This is a genomic window from Cellvibrio japonicus Ueda107, from assembly GCF_000019225.1.
Taxonomy (GTDB): domain Bacteria; phylum Pseudomonadota; class Gammaproteobacteria; order Pseudomonadales; family Cellvibrionaceae; genus Cellvibrio; species Cellvibrio japonicus.
Genome location: NC_010995.1, coordinates 3,594,399 through 3,612,527, shown reverse-complemented (window position 1 = coordinate 3,612,527; position 18,129 = coordinate 3,594,399). Strand labels below are relative to the sequence as shown.

Below are 18,129 nucleotides of genomic sequence, written 5' to 3'. Positions count from 1 at the left end.
GTGAATGGCCCGGTAAACAGGGTATGGATTCGCAAGTGCAGCAAGAACGCGGGATAAACCATCATGAACGAGATTCTGTTAACACCCCATATTCCCAGCGACGCTGATCTGGAGCGGCTCAACCTTTTCCCCGGCCGCCATATGGGCGAGGATGAGTTTGAGCGCCAGCAAGCCTATGTCGATCGGCGCCTGTCCACACTCATGAGCGCTATGCCAAGGGGCATTATCCACGGCTTGGAGGTGCGTGCCAGCCAGGTGGATAACCAGGCGGGATTACTGGTGCGCGAGGGGTTGGCCATCGGTGGCAACCGCCAGGCGCTGGGGCTGTTCTACCCCCTGCACCAAAGCTGGCAGCAGCTGATTGAGGATTACCAGGCCGATAACCTCACCGAAGACCCGGCCGGCCTGTTTTACCTGACCCTTGAGCGCAAAACCCGCTATGTGAGCGAGGACCTGTCGGCGCACCCGGACCAGCGCACCGAGTTTGATCCCACGCGCGATGCCCAGCGCCTGGTGGTGGGAACCCTGGGCCTGTTCCGCCTGGCCATCAACGTTGATATCGCCGCAGGCTTGCCGCGGGAGCAGGTAGAAAACACCATTGCGGCTATGCACGTGGATATGGATTTTATGGACTCCCTGGGCCATGCCGTCCCGCTGGGGCTGGTGTTTATTGACAACCTGGAGCGCGCTACACCCAATCCACCACGCTATGGTGTGCGCTGGTTTAGCAGTGCGGCCGGGCGTTACATGGCGGTAGCGGAAGGGGGCTTCCAGGTACTGCGCAATCAAGCCCAGGAGGCCTTTGCCCGGCTGTTGGCCGAGGCGCGTACACAAGATGTCCTGACCCACGGGCAATACCTTGAGCAACAACTCAAGCTGGACTTCCTGCCCGCCGCGGGCGAGCTGCCCATTGCGTTGCTGCGCAACCTGCACTCGCGCCACACCAGTAGCCTGCCGGGTATCCATTGGCTCCCCAGGCACCTGGCGGCCGATATTGTCCCTGTCCCTGAAGAATCGGTGCCCGCCTTGCTTGACCAGCACCTGAGTCGCCGCCTGGTGGACTTGCGCCAGGCCAGCGGCGAGCGCTTGCGTTTATTGCTGGCAGTCAACGAGCCGGACTACAAACCGGATCTGCTCGATGTACCACAAATTGATCACACGTTAGCAGCGGATATCTACCGCTACTTTATGCGCGCCTACGATATCTGGGCCGAGTGGCGCCGCCAGTTTGATCGCCTCTATCACCTGCCCGAACTGGCTAAAAAGCACTTGGACCCGGCGGCGATCAAGGTACTGGATCTGCCCAAACCGCTAGCCTATCCACAATTGCCCGCTGCCTTTTTCGAGCAGGTCATCCAAAAGTCCCGCACCGAAGTCGGCGCTATGCCCGGCGGCCTGCTCCATTATCCCTATGACCAGGGGGTGCCGGCCGAACCGGCGTTTTACGCCTCCTGGCGAGGCCGGTGGCTGGCGCGCGCGGAGGACGAGACAGATCCGCGCAGCTTCCCCGAGCATGACAACCCCGATGCCCCCACAGGCTTAATTATCGAGTACACCGATGCCCAGGTAGACCTGGACTCCCTGGATACCAAAATTCGCATCCAGCGTTCGCGCCTGGAGCGCACGCGCGATTATTTACTGTTGCAGCGCCAGCAACTGGATAGCCAGACGGTTGCCCTGGCGGCATTGGCCGGTGGGGTGGCCGGTGACGGTTCCGGTTTGCAGGTGGCCCGCTGGCTGCCGTTTACCCAATTAAAAGCCGAGAAAACCCTATTGGAAGATGAGCCGGAGCAACCCAGCCCGGAGCCGATAACACCACCCTCGACACAGCCGCCATCAACACAACCGGCACAGCCAATAGCACCCATGCTCTTGCCGGATACCGTCAAGCTCTTTACAACACTGCCCTTGTTTAAAACGGTATCGACCAGTGCCATTCCGCTAAAAGCCAATACCTCGATTGCATCGACCGCGCAGAACCTGGTTTCCAAAACGGCCATTGCCAAGGCATCCAACAATCTAGTGTTTAGCTCGGCCCTGCGCCGTACTCCCACGATTTTTGCGCCCTTGCAATTCAATTTGAACAACTCGCGCCTCGATAAAATTGCCGAGGCACCCAGGCAAGCCCTAACCAAACCGGCCTTTGATACCAAGGAATTCCGCTTTGGGGTTATGGAGCATATTCGCCCTGAAATCCAGGAATATAAAAAGTGTTATCGCGGTATTACCGAGTTATTGAATACGCTCAAGGGCCTGTTTGATAAAAACGAGGCAGCGACCCTGTATCGCAAACTGGTCAGCTATGGCATGCCGAAAACCTTTGACCAGGTGGAGGCTGAGGCGAAAAAAGAGCTGCAAGAGGATTTAACGAAAAAGTATCCACCGATAGAAAAATTAGCAACAGAAAATGCGAGTCAGAGAGCCGAAAGGGAAGCCGCAGAAGCGGCGCGTCTTGCCAAATTCAATAAAGAATTTGCCGCATTGATCTATGGCCGTGTGGTTTCCCAACTCTACGAGGAATTATTTAATACCGGAAAAATACTCACCGGGCAGATTGCCTGGATGGAATCCCGTTACGAGCAGTTGGAAGCAGTACTACAAGGCCTGCTGCGTGCACGTATTGCAAAGGAAGACGAAATCGAAAAGCTCGCTGCACAAATTCGTGTAGCCACAGAGCAACTGACCGCGATCGACAGGCGCCGCGTGGAATTCCTGGGCGATTACGGTGTTGCCCAGCGCCTGCTCGACGACGACTGGCTGGATGTGTACAAACTCGACCAGGAGCGCACCCGCGTACTGACCCAGGGGGTGCGCGGCTTGTATTTTGTCCGTGCAAGCCAGGCCTTTGTGGGCGAGCCACTGGCGGATCCACTGCTGCTGCGCTATGGCAAGGCGCGCGATATTGTGCCCGGTTGCGACAGCGATATAGATCCGGACTTACCCGACGAGCTGGATGATTTCTTTGAGACTGTCCTGGAAATCCCCATGGCCGCCTGGGGCGATTTGCAGGATTTTAAACTGTATTTGCCCGAGCCGGAAAAACTCAGCTATATGGAAACCCTGCGCCGCTTGCGCCTGACCGAGAAAACCCAGCGGCACAACCAGATCAGCGCGCAGAGCCTTGGCCAGCAGCGGATTACAATAAAGCCGGTGGCTACATCCGCAGTCGCTGTGCGCAATGAAAATCCGCTGAATCGCAGCAGTTTTAATAGCACACTCATTAAACAGCAAGCCAAGCCACTGGCCAGTAAAATCACACCGGCCAGTGTAACCCCGGCAGCAGTCAGCCTGTTTGGTATTCGCCAGCAGAGCCAGGCGACCCTGTATCAATTGGCACAGCTGGTGATTCCGGCTGCACTGCCGTCTGCACGCGTGCGCCAGCAGGATGCTGCCGAAGTGGTAGCGCTGGCGGATTTGCTGTCCACTACCAAAGGTGCCCTGCAGAAACAGGCACAGCAATTACACAACCGCCTTGAACAGGCGGTGTGGTGCATGCTGGAAAAACTCAACGAATTGCCGCCGTCATTGCGGCTCGATTGGGCGCAGCTGGCAGAGGATGACCGCCTGCCTGTAGAAGAGGTGGCCCGTTGGCCGGGGCTGGAGCGCGCCGAGCGCGATGACTTTAATGCAACGCGCACCCTTGCCGAAATTGTGGCCTGGTGGTTCAAGCAACTGGATGGCGATGCCACCGCCACAGCGCGCGCGGCCATGCGCAATATGGTACGGGCAACCCTGATTCACGCCTCAATGGGCGACCCCAATGAAATCCTGCAAGGCAATGTGCAAATGCCGCCGCGCCGTTTTATTCCCGGTGAATTACTGCGCTTGCAACTCAATCGTACACCGCGCACCGGCACCCTGTTGCAATTGCTCAACCCGCAACAACAAGTGGTGGCCCTGCTCAATGTGGATGACCACGATGAACGCGGCACAGTGGCGCGCATTACCCAGCTCACCCAGGATTTACCCGGCAACCTCCAGCTCACTACCCAATTCCGGGTGGTTGCCAGTAAATCAACCGGGCAATTCGCGCAATTAAAACAATCAACACACGTGTTGAAGTAGGGAACACTGCGCCATGCTCGCCCCTGATGATATTGCGATCCATCGCCTGCAGGTGCGCGGTGACAAGCGCACCAGCGAGCAATGGGTGCGCGATCTTTCAACTACCCATTGGGCGCAGCCACTTCCGTCACAGTTGCACAATGCCTGGGTATTGGTACGTGAATTGAAAGTAAAGGGAAAGTCCTGCGACTTGCGCCGGGAAACGGCGCAACGCCTGAGCAGCCAATTACAACAGGCCCAGCGTGCAAACCATGCTAATGCGGCTAGCGCCAATGTTATCTGGTTTGCCAGTTTTCCTGAATTACTGGCGTTTTTGTTGGTGGACCTGGCCAGGGGGAATCCCGCGTATTGGTACTGGTCGCGTTGGGCGCACCTGCTGAAATATTCTCGCCAGGAGGGCGTAGCGCGTTTGTTGTGTGAGCAGGTTGAGTTCCTGCCGGCAGTCATTGAACAGTTGCGCAACAATGGCAATTTACCCTTGGTCTGGAAACAATTGAGTGCGGGCACCGCTATGACACTGGTGCGTGAGTTGGCTCGCTGTGGGCGGGTGAGTTACCCGGATACATGGCAGGCTGCACAAGAGTACGAAGCAACAGAGCAGGGGCCAATCCGCACTTATCTGCACATGCAGCGTCCGCAACAGGTTTATTGGCGATCACTGCTGACCGGATTGCAACCCGATGATGGTCGGGTATTCCTGGCGGCCATTATCCAGGGGCTCGCTGCGGCTCCCCAGTGGTTACAGCGGCGCCCTGCGCTATGGATGAAACTATGGGCAGAAATGACACTGGTACCAGCGCAAAATCATCCATCACCCCAGGTTTTACCACCAGCCTCGGTGACAGACACTCACAGGCTTGCCGGTGAATCCGATGCAATAAGGACACAAGTTCCTGCACCCACATCGCCTGAGTTGGGGGGCGAGCCACTGATGGTGAGTGACCGTCTTAAGTCCGGACAAAACCAACGTAAGGATGGCTTCGCGGTTGCGCCTGCTCCTGTACCCATCGTATCAATCCCGGTGGATAAGGAAGTGACGCAAGGCAATAGCCATACATTGCCACAAGCATCTATTCATCCCGCAATAATTCCCGCAAGTGCGAAGAGGGATATTGCGCGCAATTCTTTGGGCGATATTCACGCATCGCTTATCCCTGCGGCGGACGTAATAACCATTACAGACAGCGATAAACCTTCGCAGGCCAACCAGCACATTGGTGAAAGCCTCTCTACGGCGATGGGCGGTTTTTTCTATTTGTTAAATCCCCTCAATCATCTTTTTGCAAATAATCTGGCAATCCCGGCAACGGATATGTCTCCCGGTATCTTCCTGTGGGACGTTTATCGGGCCTTGGTGGAGCAATTTCCTTCACTGCCTGAGTGCATGGAACAATCCCTTGCCGATTTTTTCTGGCACCTTGCTTATTCCGATCTGGAGTTCAATGCACGTCGCCAGTTAATTAAACAGCGCGAGAGCCTTCAACCTATAGCCCAGGCCCGCCAATGTGTTGCACAACTGGGGACATTGCCAGATGCACAAGCCTTATGGCAGTCCCTGGTGCAGGGCTCAGCTTTTTTACAGGTGCCTGCTCGTGTTGTTACAACGGCCAGTCATTGGGATATCTATTTTCCGCTCGCGCATGTGCGTTTGGATTTACGTCTGGCGGGTTGGGATATTAACCCGGGATGGTTGCCCTGGCTGGGGCGTGTCGTGACCTTTCATTATGTTGAATCCATGGATCATCGCGGGGAGGCTCAACCATGAATCTCCCTATGGCTGACATTGTTACTGCTACAGGGCAGCAGCAGTTTTCTGCAGGACAATTGGAAGCCTGGGTTTGTCGCGGTTTGATGATGTTCTGGCGACAAGCCCTACCCGTTGACCAGGGGGTATATCAATTACTGGAACGCAGGATTTGTGAATTATCGGGGAGTGAATTAGCCAGCGAGTGGCAAACCGATTGGCCCTGGCTGGATGCAATGGCGGATCATGAGCGTGATAACACTGCATCGTCCCTGCCACTCTTGTCCCTGGCGAAAGATTACCAGTTGGATGCCTCACATGTGTATGTGTTGGTATTAACAGGATTATTAGAGTCTTCGCACCTGATTAATCTGGTGTTATCCGAATTGCAGGCTCCGGATCGTGCACCGCGTTTAAGTGTGCATCTCGCGTGTTCACTGGCAAAAAGTTTGTTTCCGGATAGTGCGGGACCTGATCCCCTGGCATTAGCCGCTCATCCCCTGGTAGCCAATCAGGTTCTGCGTTTGGAAGGTGATGTCCCACTGCCATTACAGCGCCTTAGCATTAATCCCTGGCTGTGGTCTTTATTAGTATCCGGGCGTAACTACTGGCCCGGTCTGCGTTTCAGTGCAGGCAGCTCTGCCATCAAAGGCGCATTGCCTGCCAGCCTTACCAATGAATTGACCCTGATCGCTCCCTTATTGGCTTCTGGCGAAGATGGTACACGCGCGTTGGTATTGCGTGGGAATCCCCACACTGGACGCGGTCGCTGTGCCGACTACCTGGCCCATTTACTCAACCGTATACCGGTGGATGTCCCTCTCGACCTGTGGAGCCAGCAACCTGTGTTGTGGTGCGCTGCCCGCTACGGTAACTGGCTGCCTGTATTGCGCCTGCAAAATACACCCAGCCAACCATTCCACCTGGAGCGGGCCGGTATTCCCCTGGTCATTATCGCACCGGAAATGCTGCCTGTTCCCGAGGGCAATTTGATTGACGTGTTAGTGGATACACCGGATACCAACGATCGAATACAGCTCTGGCAAGCTGAAGGAATATCGGAAGCATTAAGTGAGCAACTCGCGTGTATTGCGCGCCTGAGTGCCAGTGCTATACATCGCGTGGCCAGCCAGGCAAAACAATTGGCGCAGCGCCTTGGTGTCCCATTGGAACTGGTGCATATTCGCGAAGCGCGTGCACGCTTGGGTGTCGATAAATTGCGATTGCTGGCACAACCGGTATTGCGCCAGGTCGATGATACCGCATTGGTTGTGCCCTCCCCGGTAAGGGATGGATTACAACTGGTATTAAGCCGTGCCCGCCAGCGCGAATCCCTGTGGCAGGGATTGGGATCTACCTTGAGCGTTACCCCTAATCCGGGCGTGCGCGCCCTCTTTGTCGGTGAAAGTGGTACGGGCAAAACCCTTGCCGCCAGTTATATCGCCACCGGTTTGGCGGCGCCACTTTACCGTGTGGATCTCTCGGCGGTGATGAACAAATACATCGGCGAGTCGGAAAAAAACCTCGCGCAATTATTGGATTATGCAGCGGCAACTGATGTCGTCCTGTTGTTTGATGAAGCCGATGCACTGTTTGGCAGCCGCAGTGATGGCCAGGAAACCGGTGAGCGCTTTGCCAATATGCTCACTAACTTCCTGCTCACCCGCATTGAAAGCCATCCCGGTGTTGTCATCCTTACGACTAACAGTCGGGAGCGTATTGATACGGCATTTACCCGCCGCCTCGATGTTATTGTTGAATTTCCCCTGCCGGATTTTGAGGAGCGCTTGCATTTATGGCGCAGCCATCTGGGTGAGCGCGGTCCTGGCGATGAGGTTTACCGCAACCTCGCCAGCTATTGTGACCTGGCGGGTGGGCAGGTACGCAATGTTGTATTGACTGCCGCTTCTTTTGCGGGAGGCGAATTGATTGGTTGCGAACATCTGCTTGAAGGTTTGCGTGCGGAATACCGCAAGCAGGGACGCGATATGCCGCGCAAGTTGGAAGGGTTGGTTGCCAATTAATGGGGCATCAATACTGTGTAGGTTAATGATAATCCTGTGGATCTGTTGAGGAATACTTATGCGTAGCCTGGATCAGGTGTTGATTGTAAATCCGGCCTGCCCGTTCAGCGACATCGCTCATGCGATGACCCAAATGGGATGGCAGAGGGATACGTTGGAATTGGCAGCTCCATCGCTGATAGCCAATGAACCTGAAGTGGCCACCTGGAGTTGGAAGGGACATAAGCCTTTTGTGATATACAGTTTTAATCCAGTCGTGAAAATGCGTGTTTTGGATGTGGCTGGTGTTCCACCTGGGGTGCGTGAGGGTATTGCTCAGCAACTGCCATTGCTGGATCACCTGGCGATAGAAAAATTATTTACCTCCGATGATGTCCGTGAACGATTGCTGGGGTTGTGGGCTGTACAGGAAACTGAACGTGTTGATTTGCTGGAAACAGCGCGCAAATTACAGGATGATCCTGAGCCGGTATTAGCCGAGCAGGCGCGTGATGTCTGTGCCAAACTGGAGCGAATCAACCAGGCACGCAAGGAAGTGCTGGTGCAGATGCGCATGATTGAAGAAGCAACTCCCGCATTAATCCGCCGTTTAAATGATCCCTCGTTTATCCAGACATTAAAACCGAGCCGTAGTGATTTACAACATTTATTTGATGCTGAACTGGTTGACGCTGCACAGCTGGCTATAGAGCGTTTGTATGCTGATCCCGGTTTGCGAATTTCACCAGCAAGCGATACTCAGATAAAAGCAGTTGCCTGTCCGGCAGGTTTGTTGCGCTGGCCTAATATGTTGAGCGATAAGTTTCCAGGAGGATATCGCGATCTGGCCGGCTGGATGGTGCCAAGCCGAATTTGGGTTTGCTGGAAGCAGGAATCGGCTGGAACATCTGTGTCCTATGATGGCCTGGTGTGGCTGGATAATCATTGGTGTTGGTTGCCAAAAATTTTCCGCTTTCTCGTTCCCTATTTAATGAACGGTTCCAGCGGAACCCTCAAGCACTGATCATGACTCGCTCGGCAGCGGTTACAGGATCATCAGCTACGCGTTTGTCGACGGCGGTATCCTCATCGTCAACCACAAGCCGTTCCTCCTCTGCATTGAGTGAGTCAGCGGCTGTACCTGCACCCGATACCAGTGTCATACCGCCTGCATACATGAGTTCCCATGAAGTACTGGGTACTCCCACACCCAATTATTCTTCGATTGATGCCGACCAGTCCGGCTACTGCTCCAGCATGAGTGAAGACCTGGCTGGTATGTCTATGCCAGACACCTCAATGCCTGCTACAGAAGACCCTGCTACGGAGGAATCGGCACCCGGGGTTGAAGACGCTCTTCAGGAAGATGAATCCACCGAATCCAGTGACGATGGTGAAGGTGGCACAGAAGCAGTCGATATGGAGGCAGAAAGTGAAGAAGAAAGCCTCGCGGAAGAGGCTGGTACAGATACAGAAGCTGGCGAAGAGACTGAAGAAGAGAGCGAAGAAAATACATCAGAAGAGTCGGGTGAGGCTGCTTCGGATGATACTGCATCGAAAGCAAGCAACACTGGTGGCGGTGAAGAGGAAAATCAAGGCATTGAGGTCATGGTGGCCAAGGTGCCACGTATGGCTCCGATACGCACTCCCTATGTAGCCAGTGCACCAGCACAGGCCATTGAGCGGCGCGACGAAATTATCAAGCGTACAGGCTCACCTCCGGAATTACACCATGCCAGGGTTCGCCAGACGGTAGAGCAGGTTGCCCAGGCTGCGCGTGATGCGCAGCGACGAATGGTGTGGACGATTAGTAATATCGCCAGGGACTCGCGTCTATCTATTGAACAAATGGCGGGTGAAATAATAGCGGCCACTTCCGCTGCCGTAGCGCAAATTAACGGTGCTATTGATAGCGCGATGGCAGATATAGACGCTGCTGCGCTGGAGCGCACCAACTACATGGATGGGTGCACCCTGCTGACAGGGGATGCTCTTGAAGCCAATCGCAATTTTACGAATAAAACTATTGCCGATAACCTTACATCCGGTTCCGAAGACGTTAATAAACTCAACGATGTTGCCACAAAGCGATTCGATATTTATCGGAGTGAAGCAGAGGGAAAAATATTTACGATTCCCGAGCAGGGTGCTGTTGGGCGTATTGCGAGTCCTTCATCTGAGGGCAGCAGTGGCGGCACCTCCCCACCTCAACCGGGTGAGCGCACCGCCGATTATCAAATCATGGCGCATGCCGATGAAAGCCTGACCTCCTTTATTGATACCCAATCGCGCACCTTAGGTCGCAGTCGGGATAACACATCCAACTATTATTCATTTCGATCTACCCCCGTCTTGCAAGGCATGGAGGACCACACCCAGACACAGCTTGTTCAAGGCGCCCAGCAGAAAGCAGAAACCTTAAGCTCGGAATCAACACGGGCACAATTCCTGGTAATGCTGCTTGGGTTGACAACACCTGTCTCCCAGCATCATGAGCAAGACCAAACGCAGGCAGTGGATGAAAACGAGCGCCAATTGCTTGCGCAAATGACGGAAACGGAAGCTGCCCACTACCAAGCTAACAAGACCATCAACCAGAAGCGCGATCTTGCCAAGGAATATGCTAATCGCGATTTGCGTGAAAACCTGACAAATAATTTATGGAAGGCTGGAAACAAAGGTGCCAAAAGTTTGCGTAAGCAAGCTGTCGCGACGGAGGTAGCATTAAATAACAACGCAGCACCCATGGCAGAGGCCTATCGCGATCTGGTGACGCGCTTGAATGCCCTGTTGCCGCCAGGACAATTCCTGGATTCGCGCGACATTGTGCCCAAGCTAATCACGGCTCGTGATAATGCCCGTCACCTGCAGGCCCAACATGAAACCGCCGCAAAAGAGCAGGCGATTGCGACAGAAGCACAAATGCAGTTGGTAAAAAAACAGCAGATCGAGGGGTTGATAAAAGCTGCGCATGATAGCCAACAGAGTATTCAGGATGTTGTAACCCAAACCGGTTTTGACATGGAGGTATTTGTCATGCAGATGACAGGCTCCATGCGCGAAGGTGCAGGTGCCTGTATGGCTGCTGCACAGGATTATGCCAATCGCACAGCAGAGGGCATCCTTAAGTCCATTACCGAATCATCCGGTCCAGGTATGGACAGGGTTAATACGGTTGCAGTGAGTTTCCTGAATGGCCAGATTGGTGCGGCGGAGCAAGCGCAATACCAACAGTTAGCAGCGTTTGTAGAAACTATGGAACGTGAGGGTAATGAAGGACCGCTCACCAAACCCATGTTTGATGCCCAGGAGGATCTCCATACACGCTCTACGGCACTTGATAATGCTATGCCTGAACGTTCGACAGGTACTGCCATTGCGTTGGGCTTAGCGAGTCCCATTGCCATGGGAGTTTACCTGTATTGCACGGACGCCAGTGAAAACACGGTTGTCACCCAACTGGGTGGATTGATGTGGCCAGGAATTTTGGCATTGGAAGAAGTGTTTGAACAGGATCAACACCATGGCTCATTGCGTGGACGAATTAATGACCGCCTGGATAACCCGGAAAAAACCGATGCACTGAATTTATTCAGTACCAGTGAAGATGTGCGTGCCGATGCACGCATGAGCATTATCAATAATTCCACCCACTGGTACAGTGATTATAACCGTGAAAGCCGTGAGGCAGTGTTATCGGGAATGAGTGGCAGCGAACGGGCAACACTCGATGCTTCCCAACTGGATCAGGTTCGCCAGACGATCACCGGCGATCTCGATGTACACCAGCGCGATATAGCGCTGGCCTACCTGGAGGGAAATCGCGAGCGGGCGGTTGCGGCCCGTACACGTGAAGCGCTGGACAAAGGTGTTAGCGATGCCCGCTGGGGATGGATTTTTAGTGCAGAAGAGGCACAGCGACGTTCAGATCAGGCCCGTGTCGATGCAATTGCCGGTATGGATGCCATGCTGCAGCGTGAACTGGCTGTGGAAAATGCGCTGGCTAACAGTAATTTAATTGATGGTTATTTAAGCGCGAGTAGCAATCAGGTTTATCGGGAATTTGCCTCATTAAGAGATCCCCGAGGTCGCAGTGCAAGTTCCTTTTCGGCAGAAGAGGGACGGCGCAGCATGATTAACTACGCGACTGAATCTCATACCTCTGCTGTATTAAATATTAATCCCCTGGGGTTGGCAGGGGTTGGGCCACTGCTTTATGCAACCCCGGAAAAAATACAAATGTCCGGTGAAGCCAGTCGCTATATAGAAGCGGCCGTGATGCATGGCAGTGACAGTAATGAAGCCAGGTCTGCGCGCGGTGTCTACGAAATCGCGCGTGCGCACCGTGAAGGCGGCAGCCCATCAGAAACCACCCAGACCCGGTTAAGCGATGCTCTGGAAAATCGCACGCTTGCAACGCTGGAACGCGAATTCCGCGAAGCGCGTACGCCCCAGGAGCGCTCACGCGCGGAGCGACGTTTAGCAGAGGAGCGAGCACGCCATCGCGGGCGCTTGCAAGAGATGGCTCGCGCCTTGGGTGCGCCTGCTGATGTCGCCAGTGATCCGGCAGCGGCGGAAGCCTGGATGAGCAACCAGGTGGGCGATTTATTTGCCCAAACGGATTCTATTTTCCAAAGTGGCCCAAGTCACAGGCGCTACGGTGAAGAGATGATCGCCGGGGGGCGTGCATCGCTGGATGCGACTGTAGCCCTGGCAACGGATGGTATAGGTACGCATGATGATTTGCTCACGCGCGGTTATACCGATCGCTCCCATGCAGAGATAGATGCTGCCAATCAGCGTTGGGCCGATGAGCACGGCGGTGAAAGCATGGAGGCCATGCTGGGCTTGCGCAATGGTCGCGATCGCAATAATTCACTGCGCGGTACAAATAGCTGGTGGTCAACCTTCGGAGCGGAAACCTCCGGTGACCAGGCTATGGGCCTGGAAATTCTGGCGCTGGGTAATCCTGAAAACGATATGGATCGGATTGCCATTGCGAATTTACGCTATGAGCACCAGCGTGTGCGCGGTACAGGCTTCATTGCCGAACGTTCTATGGCCGGTACGGATGAACAGCGTTTCCTTGACGGCAGCCGGGTCGATATGGCGCGCGTCATCCTCGACGAAGCTGTCCGGCGCAACCCGGAATTGGCGGGTCGTTTTGATGATAATCCGTTGGCAATCTTCAACGCGGACGGTTCGATCAATAGTGACATTGCCGGTGCTGCATTTGACAAAGGCAATTTCCGTGGCAGTGCAACCGTATTACAAAATGCAACGGCCCATATTGGCTACGCAGCAGATGCCTATCGCGCGGAAATAGATCGCCAGGAGTCTATGCTGACTACCGGAATTACGGTGTTGGCATTGATCGCATCCATTGCCTTGATGTGTATTCCCGGTGTCAATGTGGTTGCCGCAGGTATTATTTCCGCTGTTATTGCCGGAGCTGCAACCATTGCTGTCAAAGCGGGTATGCGCGGTGAGCGTTACGGATGGGAAGAGGCCGCAACCGATGTTGCTACTACCGCGATTGAGGTTGCAACAGCCGGTATTGGTGGTGCTCTGGCTGGAGGTTTGGGCAAGGCTGGTATGGCTGGCCGCTTGGCGAAAATTGGCGATATCATGGTGGCGCGCCTGGGTAAGGTTGGTGGTGCTGTTGCACGGGAAGCCATTGTCAGTGCGGTCAGTAGTGCGGCATCCACGGCCATTCAGGATGACACCTGGAAAGACGGTTTGAGTTCAGGGCTGGGGCGTTTGGCAAACAGTGCTATTCGCGGTGCAGTCGTTTCCGCAGTATCTACCGGTGTATCCGAAAGTCTTACCGCAAAGCTGAATACCCGGATGAACGTCGGCGATGTCGATCCTGCCAACATGAGCCGCTGGCAAAAAATGGCCACCAGCCTCGGCCCCCATGGCAGTGAGATGATCCGTGAAGGACTTTCCAATGGTATCGGCACGTTTGCCAGCGAAGCAGTCGGCATCACTATCGACTATGCCCAGGGAAATTTCCACGGCGACTTCGGTGATGCACTCAAGCAGATCGGTATGGCAACACTGCGTGAGACAGCAAGCAGTGCAGCGCGCGGTGGCGTAACCAGCCTCAATCGCGAGCGCTACAGGACATTACTGGATGTTGCCCGTCGGGGTGGCCCTATGAGCGCCGGCGATTTGCGTGCACTTCGCCTGTTTGCCATATCGGCAGGTGCGATGAACTATGACAGCGACCTCGGCAGTATTCGGCGAGAAGTGGACGCAGCCAGGGATCTGCTTTCGCGCATGCCTCCCGGCCTGCGCGAACACGCCAGTGCCATGGATGTCGACTCACTTCATCGACTGGTTGATATGTTGGGAAGTGCTGATTTGGGAGAATTGAAAGACCTGGGTAAAAAAGCCGAATTTCTGCGTGAATTAGGTGAGAGTGTTCCAGGGCTGGATACCCGTGCGCTCATGGCGGAGCTGGAGAATGCTATCAGTCGTCGCACGCCTGCTGATACAGAGGCCACTATGGATGTGGCGCAACAAAATCACCTGAGAGCACAGCTGGGGTCAAATCTCCATGAGGGGCTGAAATTCGCGCTTGACGATGTGCGTATGGATGGTTTGCAGCATCTCTCTGATGCCGAGTTGACCCAGGCAGCCACTATGATTGCCAGCGGTAAATTTAACAGTGCCGAAGCGGATGCACTGATGCGCGCAGCCAAGGCTCGCAATCCTGAATTGGATGAGTTCGGTTTCCTCAGTAATTTGCAATCGGCTGTTAAAAATTCAGAGCGTGCGCAAACAGCCTTACGCACCCATGCCGAGGCCCGTCGGCAGCAAATATTGGAGCTCGTCCCCGCCGATGCTGCCCCTGTGTTCACGCATATGGACGATGCCGATATCGCAATAGCCCAACGCCTGATTCGTGCAGGCGACCCAGGTACCCCACAGCAACAGGATGCGCTCTTTCGTGCAGCGAAAACGAAAAATCCTGACCTTACCCGCGATCAATTTCATCAGTTTATGGCTAAAGCGGCGGGAGAAATGCGTACCCGTTTGACTGCAGAAGCTAATGCCAAGCGTGTTGCACGTGAACATGCCATGACCAATGTGCCCGAGCACCTGCGCGCTACACTCTCCGCCTTACCGGAAGCGGGACTGGTTGAATTACGGTTGCGCCAACAGGAAGGAAGTTTGTCGCCCGCTGAAAAAATACGCCTGATTGAAATGGCAAAAAGAGCGATACCTGAGATCGATGTGCGTCAGCTCAGCGATGCCATTGACCAAGCCATAGCAGCCAAACCTGCCACCAGAATAAGTGAGTCGGAAGTGGCGGACTTGCGTAAACACCTGCTCAGTGGTGTACCCGAAGACCAGCGGACCTTGATACAAAATACCCCTATTATGGTGTTATCAGATGCAGAGTTTGCGGCTATGACCCGCTCCGGTAAAGGGCAGGCTGTTACCCTGATTATCGATGGTAAACCCGTCATTGTTATGCGAGAAGGTGCTAATCCAAGGGTGTTACGCGAAGAGGGTATCCATGCTTTGCAGGCCAATGATCCGCAGTGGGCAAAGCACATCGGCTCGCTTGACGAACAACATCTTGCCAACTGGGATCAACTTCCTCTTGAGCAGCAACTTATCCTGTACCGCAATAAAGTCGCCCTGGAGTTGGATGCACAGCAACGCCTGATCAGCTCCATTGAAGTGGATATTGCCAATGCAAAATCACCACAGGAAAAAGCTGCGCTGCAACGTCAATTAGCGCAAACCCGGCAAGCTCACACTAACCTCAGCAAGCGAATGAGTGAAGTAGGCAATATGGATGCTATAGATATTGCCAACATCAAAACGGGGTTCAGCGAGCGGCCACAATGGCTGGATCAGCCGGCGCGCTTGTTTAATAAAACGGAATCAACAGAGACTGTTAAGAATCCGACCGATGAGGATATTCGCATCAGTCGAGAGCATGTCGAAAAGAAAATTACACCAGAGCAACATAAAATACTTGATCAAAACCCTGAGCACAAAAAACAGGTTGTTCAGGCATTAGCGGAAATGTCGGCACGTGGCATTAATGTTGATGTATATCTTTCACATTATAAAGATGCAGGCACTGTTGATCTGTTGAGGGCTGCACCTCTGCTTGCCAAAGTGGCATCTGGAGTAAAAGACTTAAATGAACTTCTCGGTATCATTCATTTTGTTAAATCACTGGATACTCGTTTAACGGCTATTGATGGCTTGCCGAAAGCAGGGAAAAATAAAATCCTGCAAGAAATTATGGGAGCTGATATCAATCAGTTGCGCCAATTGTTACCCCGCCTTGAGATTATTATCCAGCTTGCCCGGGTTCAGGGTCCTGCTGATCGGGCTGGCGTCCAGGCTGCTGATTTTATAAAAGGGATGAGGCGCCTGGTTGGCTTGCCTATGGCTGATTTGCATGTGCATACCACCAGTTTGGTCAGCGTAACAGATATCGTACAGTGGGTAAGTTTGCACCTTAAGGAATTTGATGTGGCTGATGTTTCAGCATTGACTGCCTTTCTGACCAAAATGGCACTTGATAGAAAGTTAACTCCCGAGCTGATACAGGCCCTTTCTGATTGGCAGGAGGCGTTAAAAAATAAATCCCCAGATTCAGCGATATTCAGGCATTTATTCGAGGTTGAACTGCATAGGATTGTGGATATGAGTATAAATCCTGATCAAAAAGAACAGCAGTTGTCAGAATTTTTTGCCCAATTTCAGACACTCAAAAAATTTGTTTCCGGTGAAGGGGTTGTCAAATTACGTGAAATTATGGAGATCGCCATTAAGCGATATATGGAAGAAAATGTAGGTGTGTTAGAACTGCGTGGGGAGCATACGCGCGTTTTGGAAGGCAGTGATACAATCCAGAAATTACTGACATTATTGGGTGGGGTTATTGCAACGTCATCGCGCGGGAGTCTCTCCATGACATCCTTTGCAAAAACACTGGAAAATGCAGCGAATAAATTATTGTTTTTGGGTTTTGATATATCCGGGCAGGAAAAGACATCCCTAATGGGGCGATTGAGCAGGGTCGTATTGATGGCTCAAGAAGTAGCCAATCACAATGTTGAGCGACTTTCTGGCTTTATTAAAAAAGAAAATCTTTCCGAGGCACTTGTAAATGATGTGGCAATGAACAAACATGCTGCTGATCAATTAAATACTTTAATTAAAGAAACCGGGATGTCGGCTGTGGATGAGCATAACAATCCTTTACCACTCGGCAAAGTCCATGAAAATTTAGTGGCCCATCTACAGCAAAAGATAAGAGAGGCTGAAGTGGCTGTCATTAATGCAAATGGGGATCAGGCCAGGCAAAAGGCGCAGATGGAGTTATTAAATGCGGTGGGGCACTTAAATCGCTACAACAAGATTCTCGTAGATGCTTTGCAGCGTATGGATGCTTTTTCTCCGGCAAAGAGAACAGGTAATAATGAGGTGCTAGATATCGTAGGGATGACAATCCATGCAGGTGAACAGGTTGCACGAAAGGTAGAATCGGATAGCATGGTACTGGGCAAACTGATGGAAGATATAGAAATTGCCATTATGTCGGGTACCAATCGGATTGGGCATGGAGTAATTTTAGGGCTGGATTTTAGTGAATCAGGTGCTGCTGCAACCATGACCAAGTTGGGGTTTGAGTGGGATCAGGCAGCAGGTGTGTGGCGGCGAGGTGGTGAGTCTTATAACCCCCGGCAACTGCAAAGCCTTGAAAAAAGACGCCTTGAAGCTTTGCAACGTGTAGTACATCAAGGTATTACCCTGGAAGTGCCGCCTACATCAAATATTATATTGAACAACCTTGGATTGGAGTCCCATCCAGTATTGAAGATGATGCAAGACGTAAAACCACCACCGGTTTTACGCGTCAGTGTATCTACCGATAACCCCGGTGTTCACAATATTAACCCACATAGTGAATTGGCACTGTTGATTTCCATGGGGGTTGATTGGCCTGCCGCCGTCAGAATTGTTACCGAAGGTTTTGCCAGTCGTATGGGAAACAGGCCGATAGTGGGGCCTGATGGCACTAATGTTGATATACGTGAAAAAATGGTTCATGGGATACTGGACTCAACACCATTGAGTGAGGCACCTTCGGTATTGAATGAACTGGCGCTGCGATATCCGAATGTTATTAAAGAAAACCCTATACCGGCATCATTAACCAAACAAGAGTTTGAACTGTGGTTGAGGCGGTTTGTGATTGCTGCTATGGGGAATGATGGTCAAAAAACGGGATTGATGCCTGCACCATAGGTGCTGTTTCAGAATACACTTCAAGTAAAA

Annotated in this window: 6 protein-coding genes; 5 read left to right on the top strand and 1 reads right to left on the bottom strand. The window is 53.0% G+C overall.

All coding sequences use genetic code 11. The features are described 5' to 3' along the window. Positions 1-63: 63 nt before the first annotated feature. From CJA_RS18790 to CJA_RS14625, 4 genes are read left to right on the top strand one after another with little or no spacing between them, the layout of a single operon-like run. Positions 64-4,065: a hypothetical protein gene (locus CJA_RS18790; RefSeq protein ID WP_012488618.1), complete on the top strand. Its 4,002-nt coding sequence runs from the start codon at positions 64-66 to the stop codon at positions 4,063-4,065. Between the two features lie 13 nt (positions 4,066-4,078). Then, entirely contained in the window at positions 4,079-5,830 is a 1,752-nt protein-coding gene (locus tag CJA_RS14635) for a hypothetical protein (protein ID WP_012488617.1), read from the top strand. Beyond that, positions 5,827-7,833 (top strand): ATP-binding protein, encoded by a 2,007-nt coding sequence (locus tag CJA_RS18785; RefSeq protein ID WP_012488616.1) that lies wholly within the window; start codon positions 5,827-5,829, stop codon positions 7,831-7,833. The genes CJA_RS14635 and CJA_RS18785 overlap by 4 nt, the downstream gene beginning before the upstream one ends. 58 nt (positions 7,834-7,891) lie before the next feature. Then, positions 7,892-8,836 (top strand): eukaryotic translation initiation factor 3 subunit E, encoded by a 945-nt coding sequence (locus CJA_RS14625; RefSeq protein ID WP_012488615.1) that lies wholly within the window; start codon positions 7,892-7,894, stop codon positions 8,834-8,836. Here the strand turns inward: CJA_RS14625 and CJA_RS19480 are convergent. Beyond that, positions 8,826-8,975: a hypothetical protein gene (locus CJA_RS19480; RefSeq protein ID WP_158304073.1), complete on the bottom strand. Its 150-nt coding sequence runs from the start codon at positions 8,973-8,975 to the stop codon at positions 8,826-8,828. The two genes, CJA_RS14625 and CJA_RS19480, sit on opposite strands and share 11 nt — an antisense overlap. Positions 8,976-8,988: 13 nt before the next feature. Between CJA_RS19480 and CJA_RS14620 the strand changes: the two genes are divergently transcribed. Then, the gene (locus tag CJA_RS14620) at positions 8,989-18,099 is read left to right on the top strand and encodes an amidohydrolase family protein (protein ID WP_041551577.1); all 9,111 of its coding nucleotides are present in this window, start codon (positions 8,989-8,991) and stop codon (positions 18,097-18,099) included. Positions 18,100-18,129: the final 30 nt, after the last annotated feature.

Coding starts and splice junctions, on each gene's coding strand:
- CJA_RS18790 (WP_012488618.1), top strand. CDS start 64: ATGAACGAGATTCTGTTAACACCCCATATTCCCAGCGACGCTGATCTG.
- CJA_RS14635 (WP_012488617.1), top strand. CDS start 4,079: ATGCTCGCCCCTGATGATATTGCGATCCATCGCCTGCAGGTGCGCGGT.
- CJA_RS18785 (WP_012488616.1), top strand. CDS start 5,827: ATGAATCTCCCTATGGCTGACATTGTTACTGCTACAGGGCAGCAGCAG.
- CJA_RS14620 (WP_041551577.1), top strand. CDS start 8,989: ATGAGTTCCCATGAAGTACTGGGTACTCCCACACCCAATTATTCTTCG.
- CJA_RS14625 (WP_012488615.1), top strand. CDS start 7,892: ATGCGTAGCCTGGATCAGGTGTTGATTGTAAATCCGGCCTGCCCGTTC.
- CJA_RS19480 (WP_158304073.1), bottom strand. CDS start 8,975: ATGACACTGGTATCGGGTGCAGGTACAGCCGCTGACTCACTCAATGCA.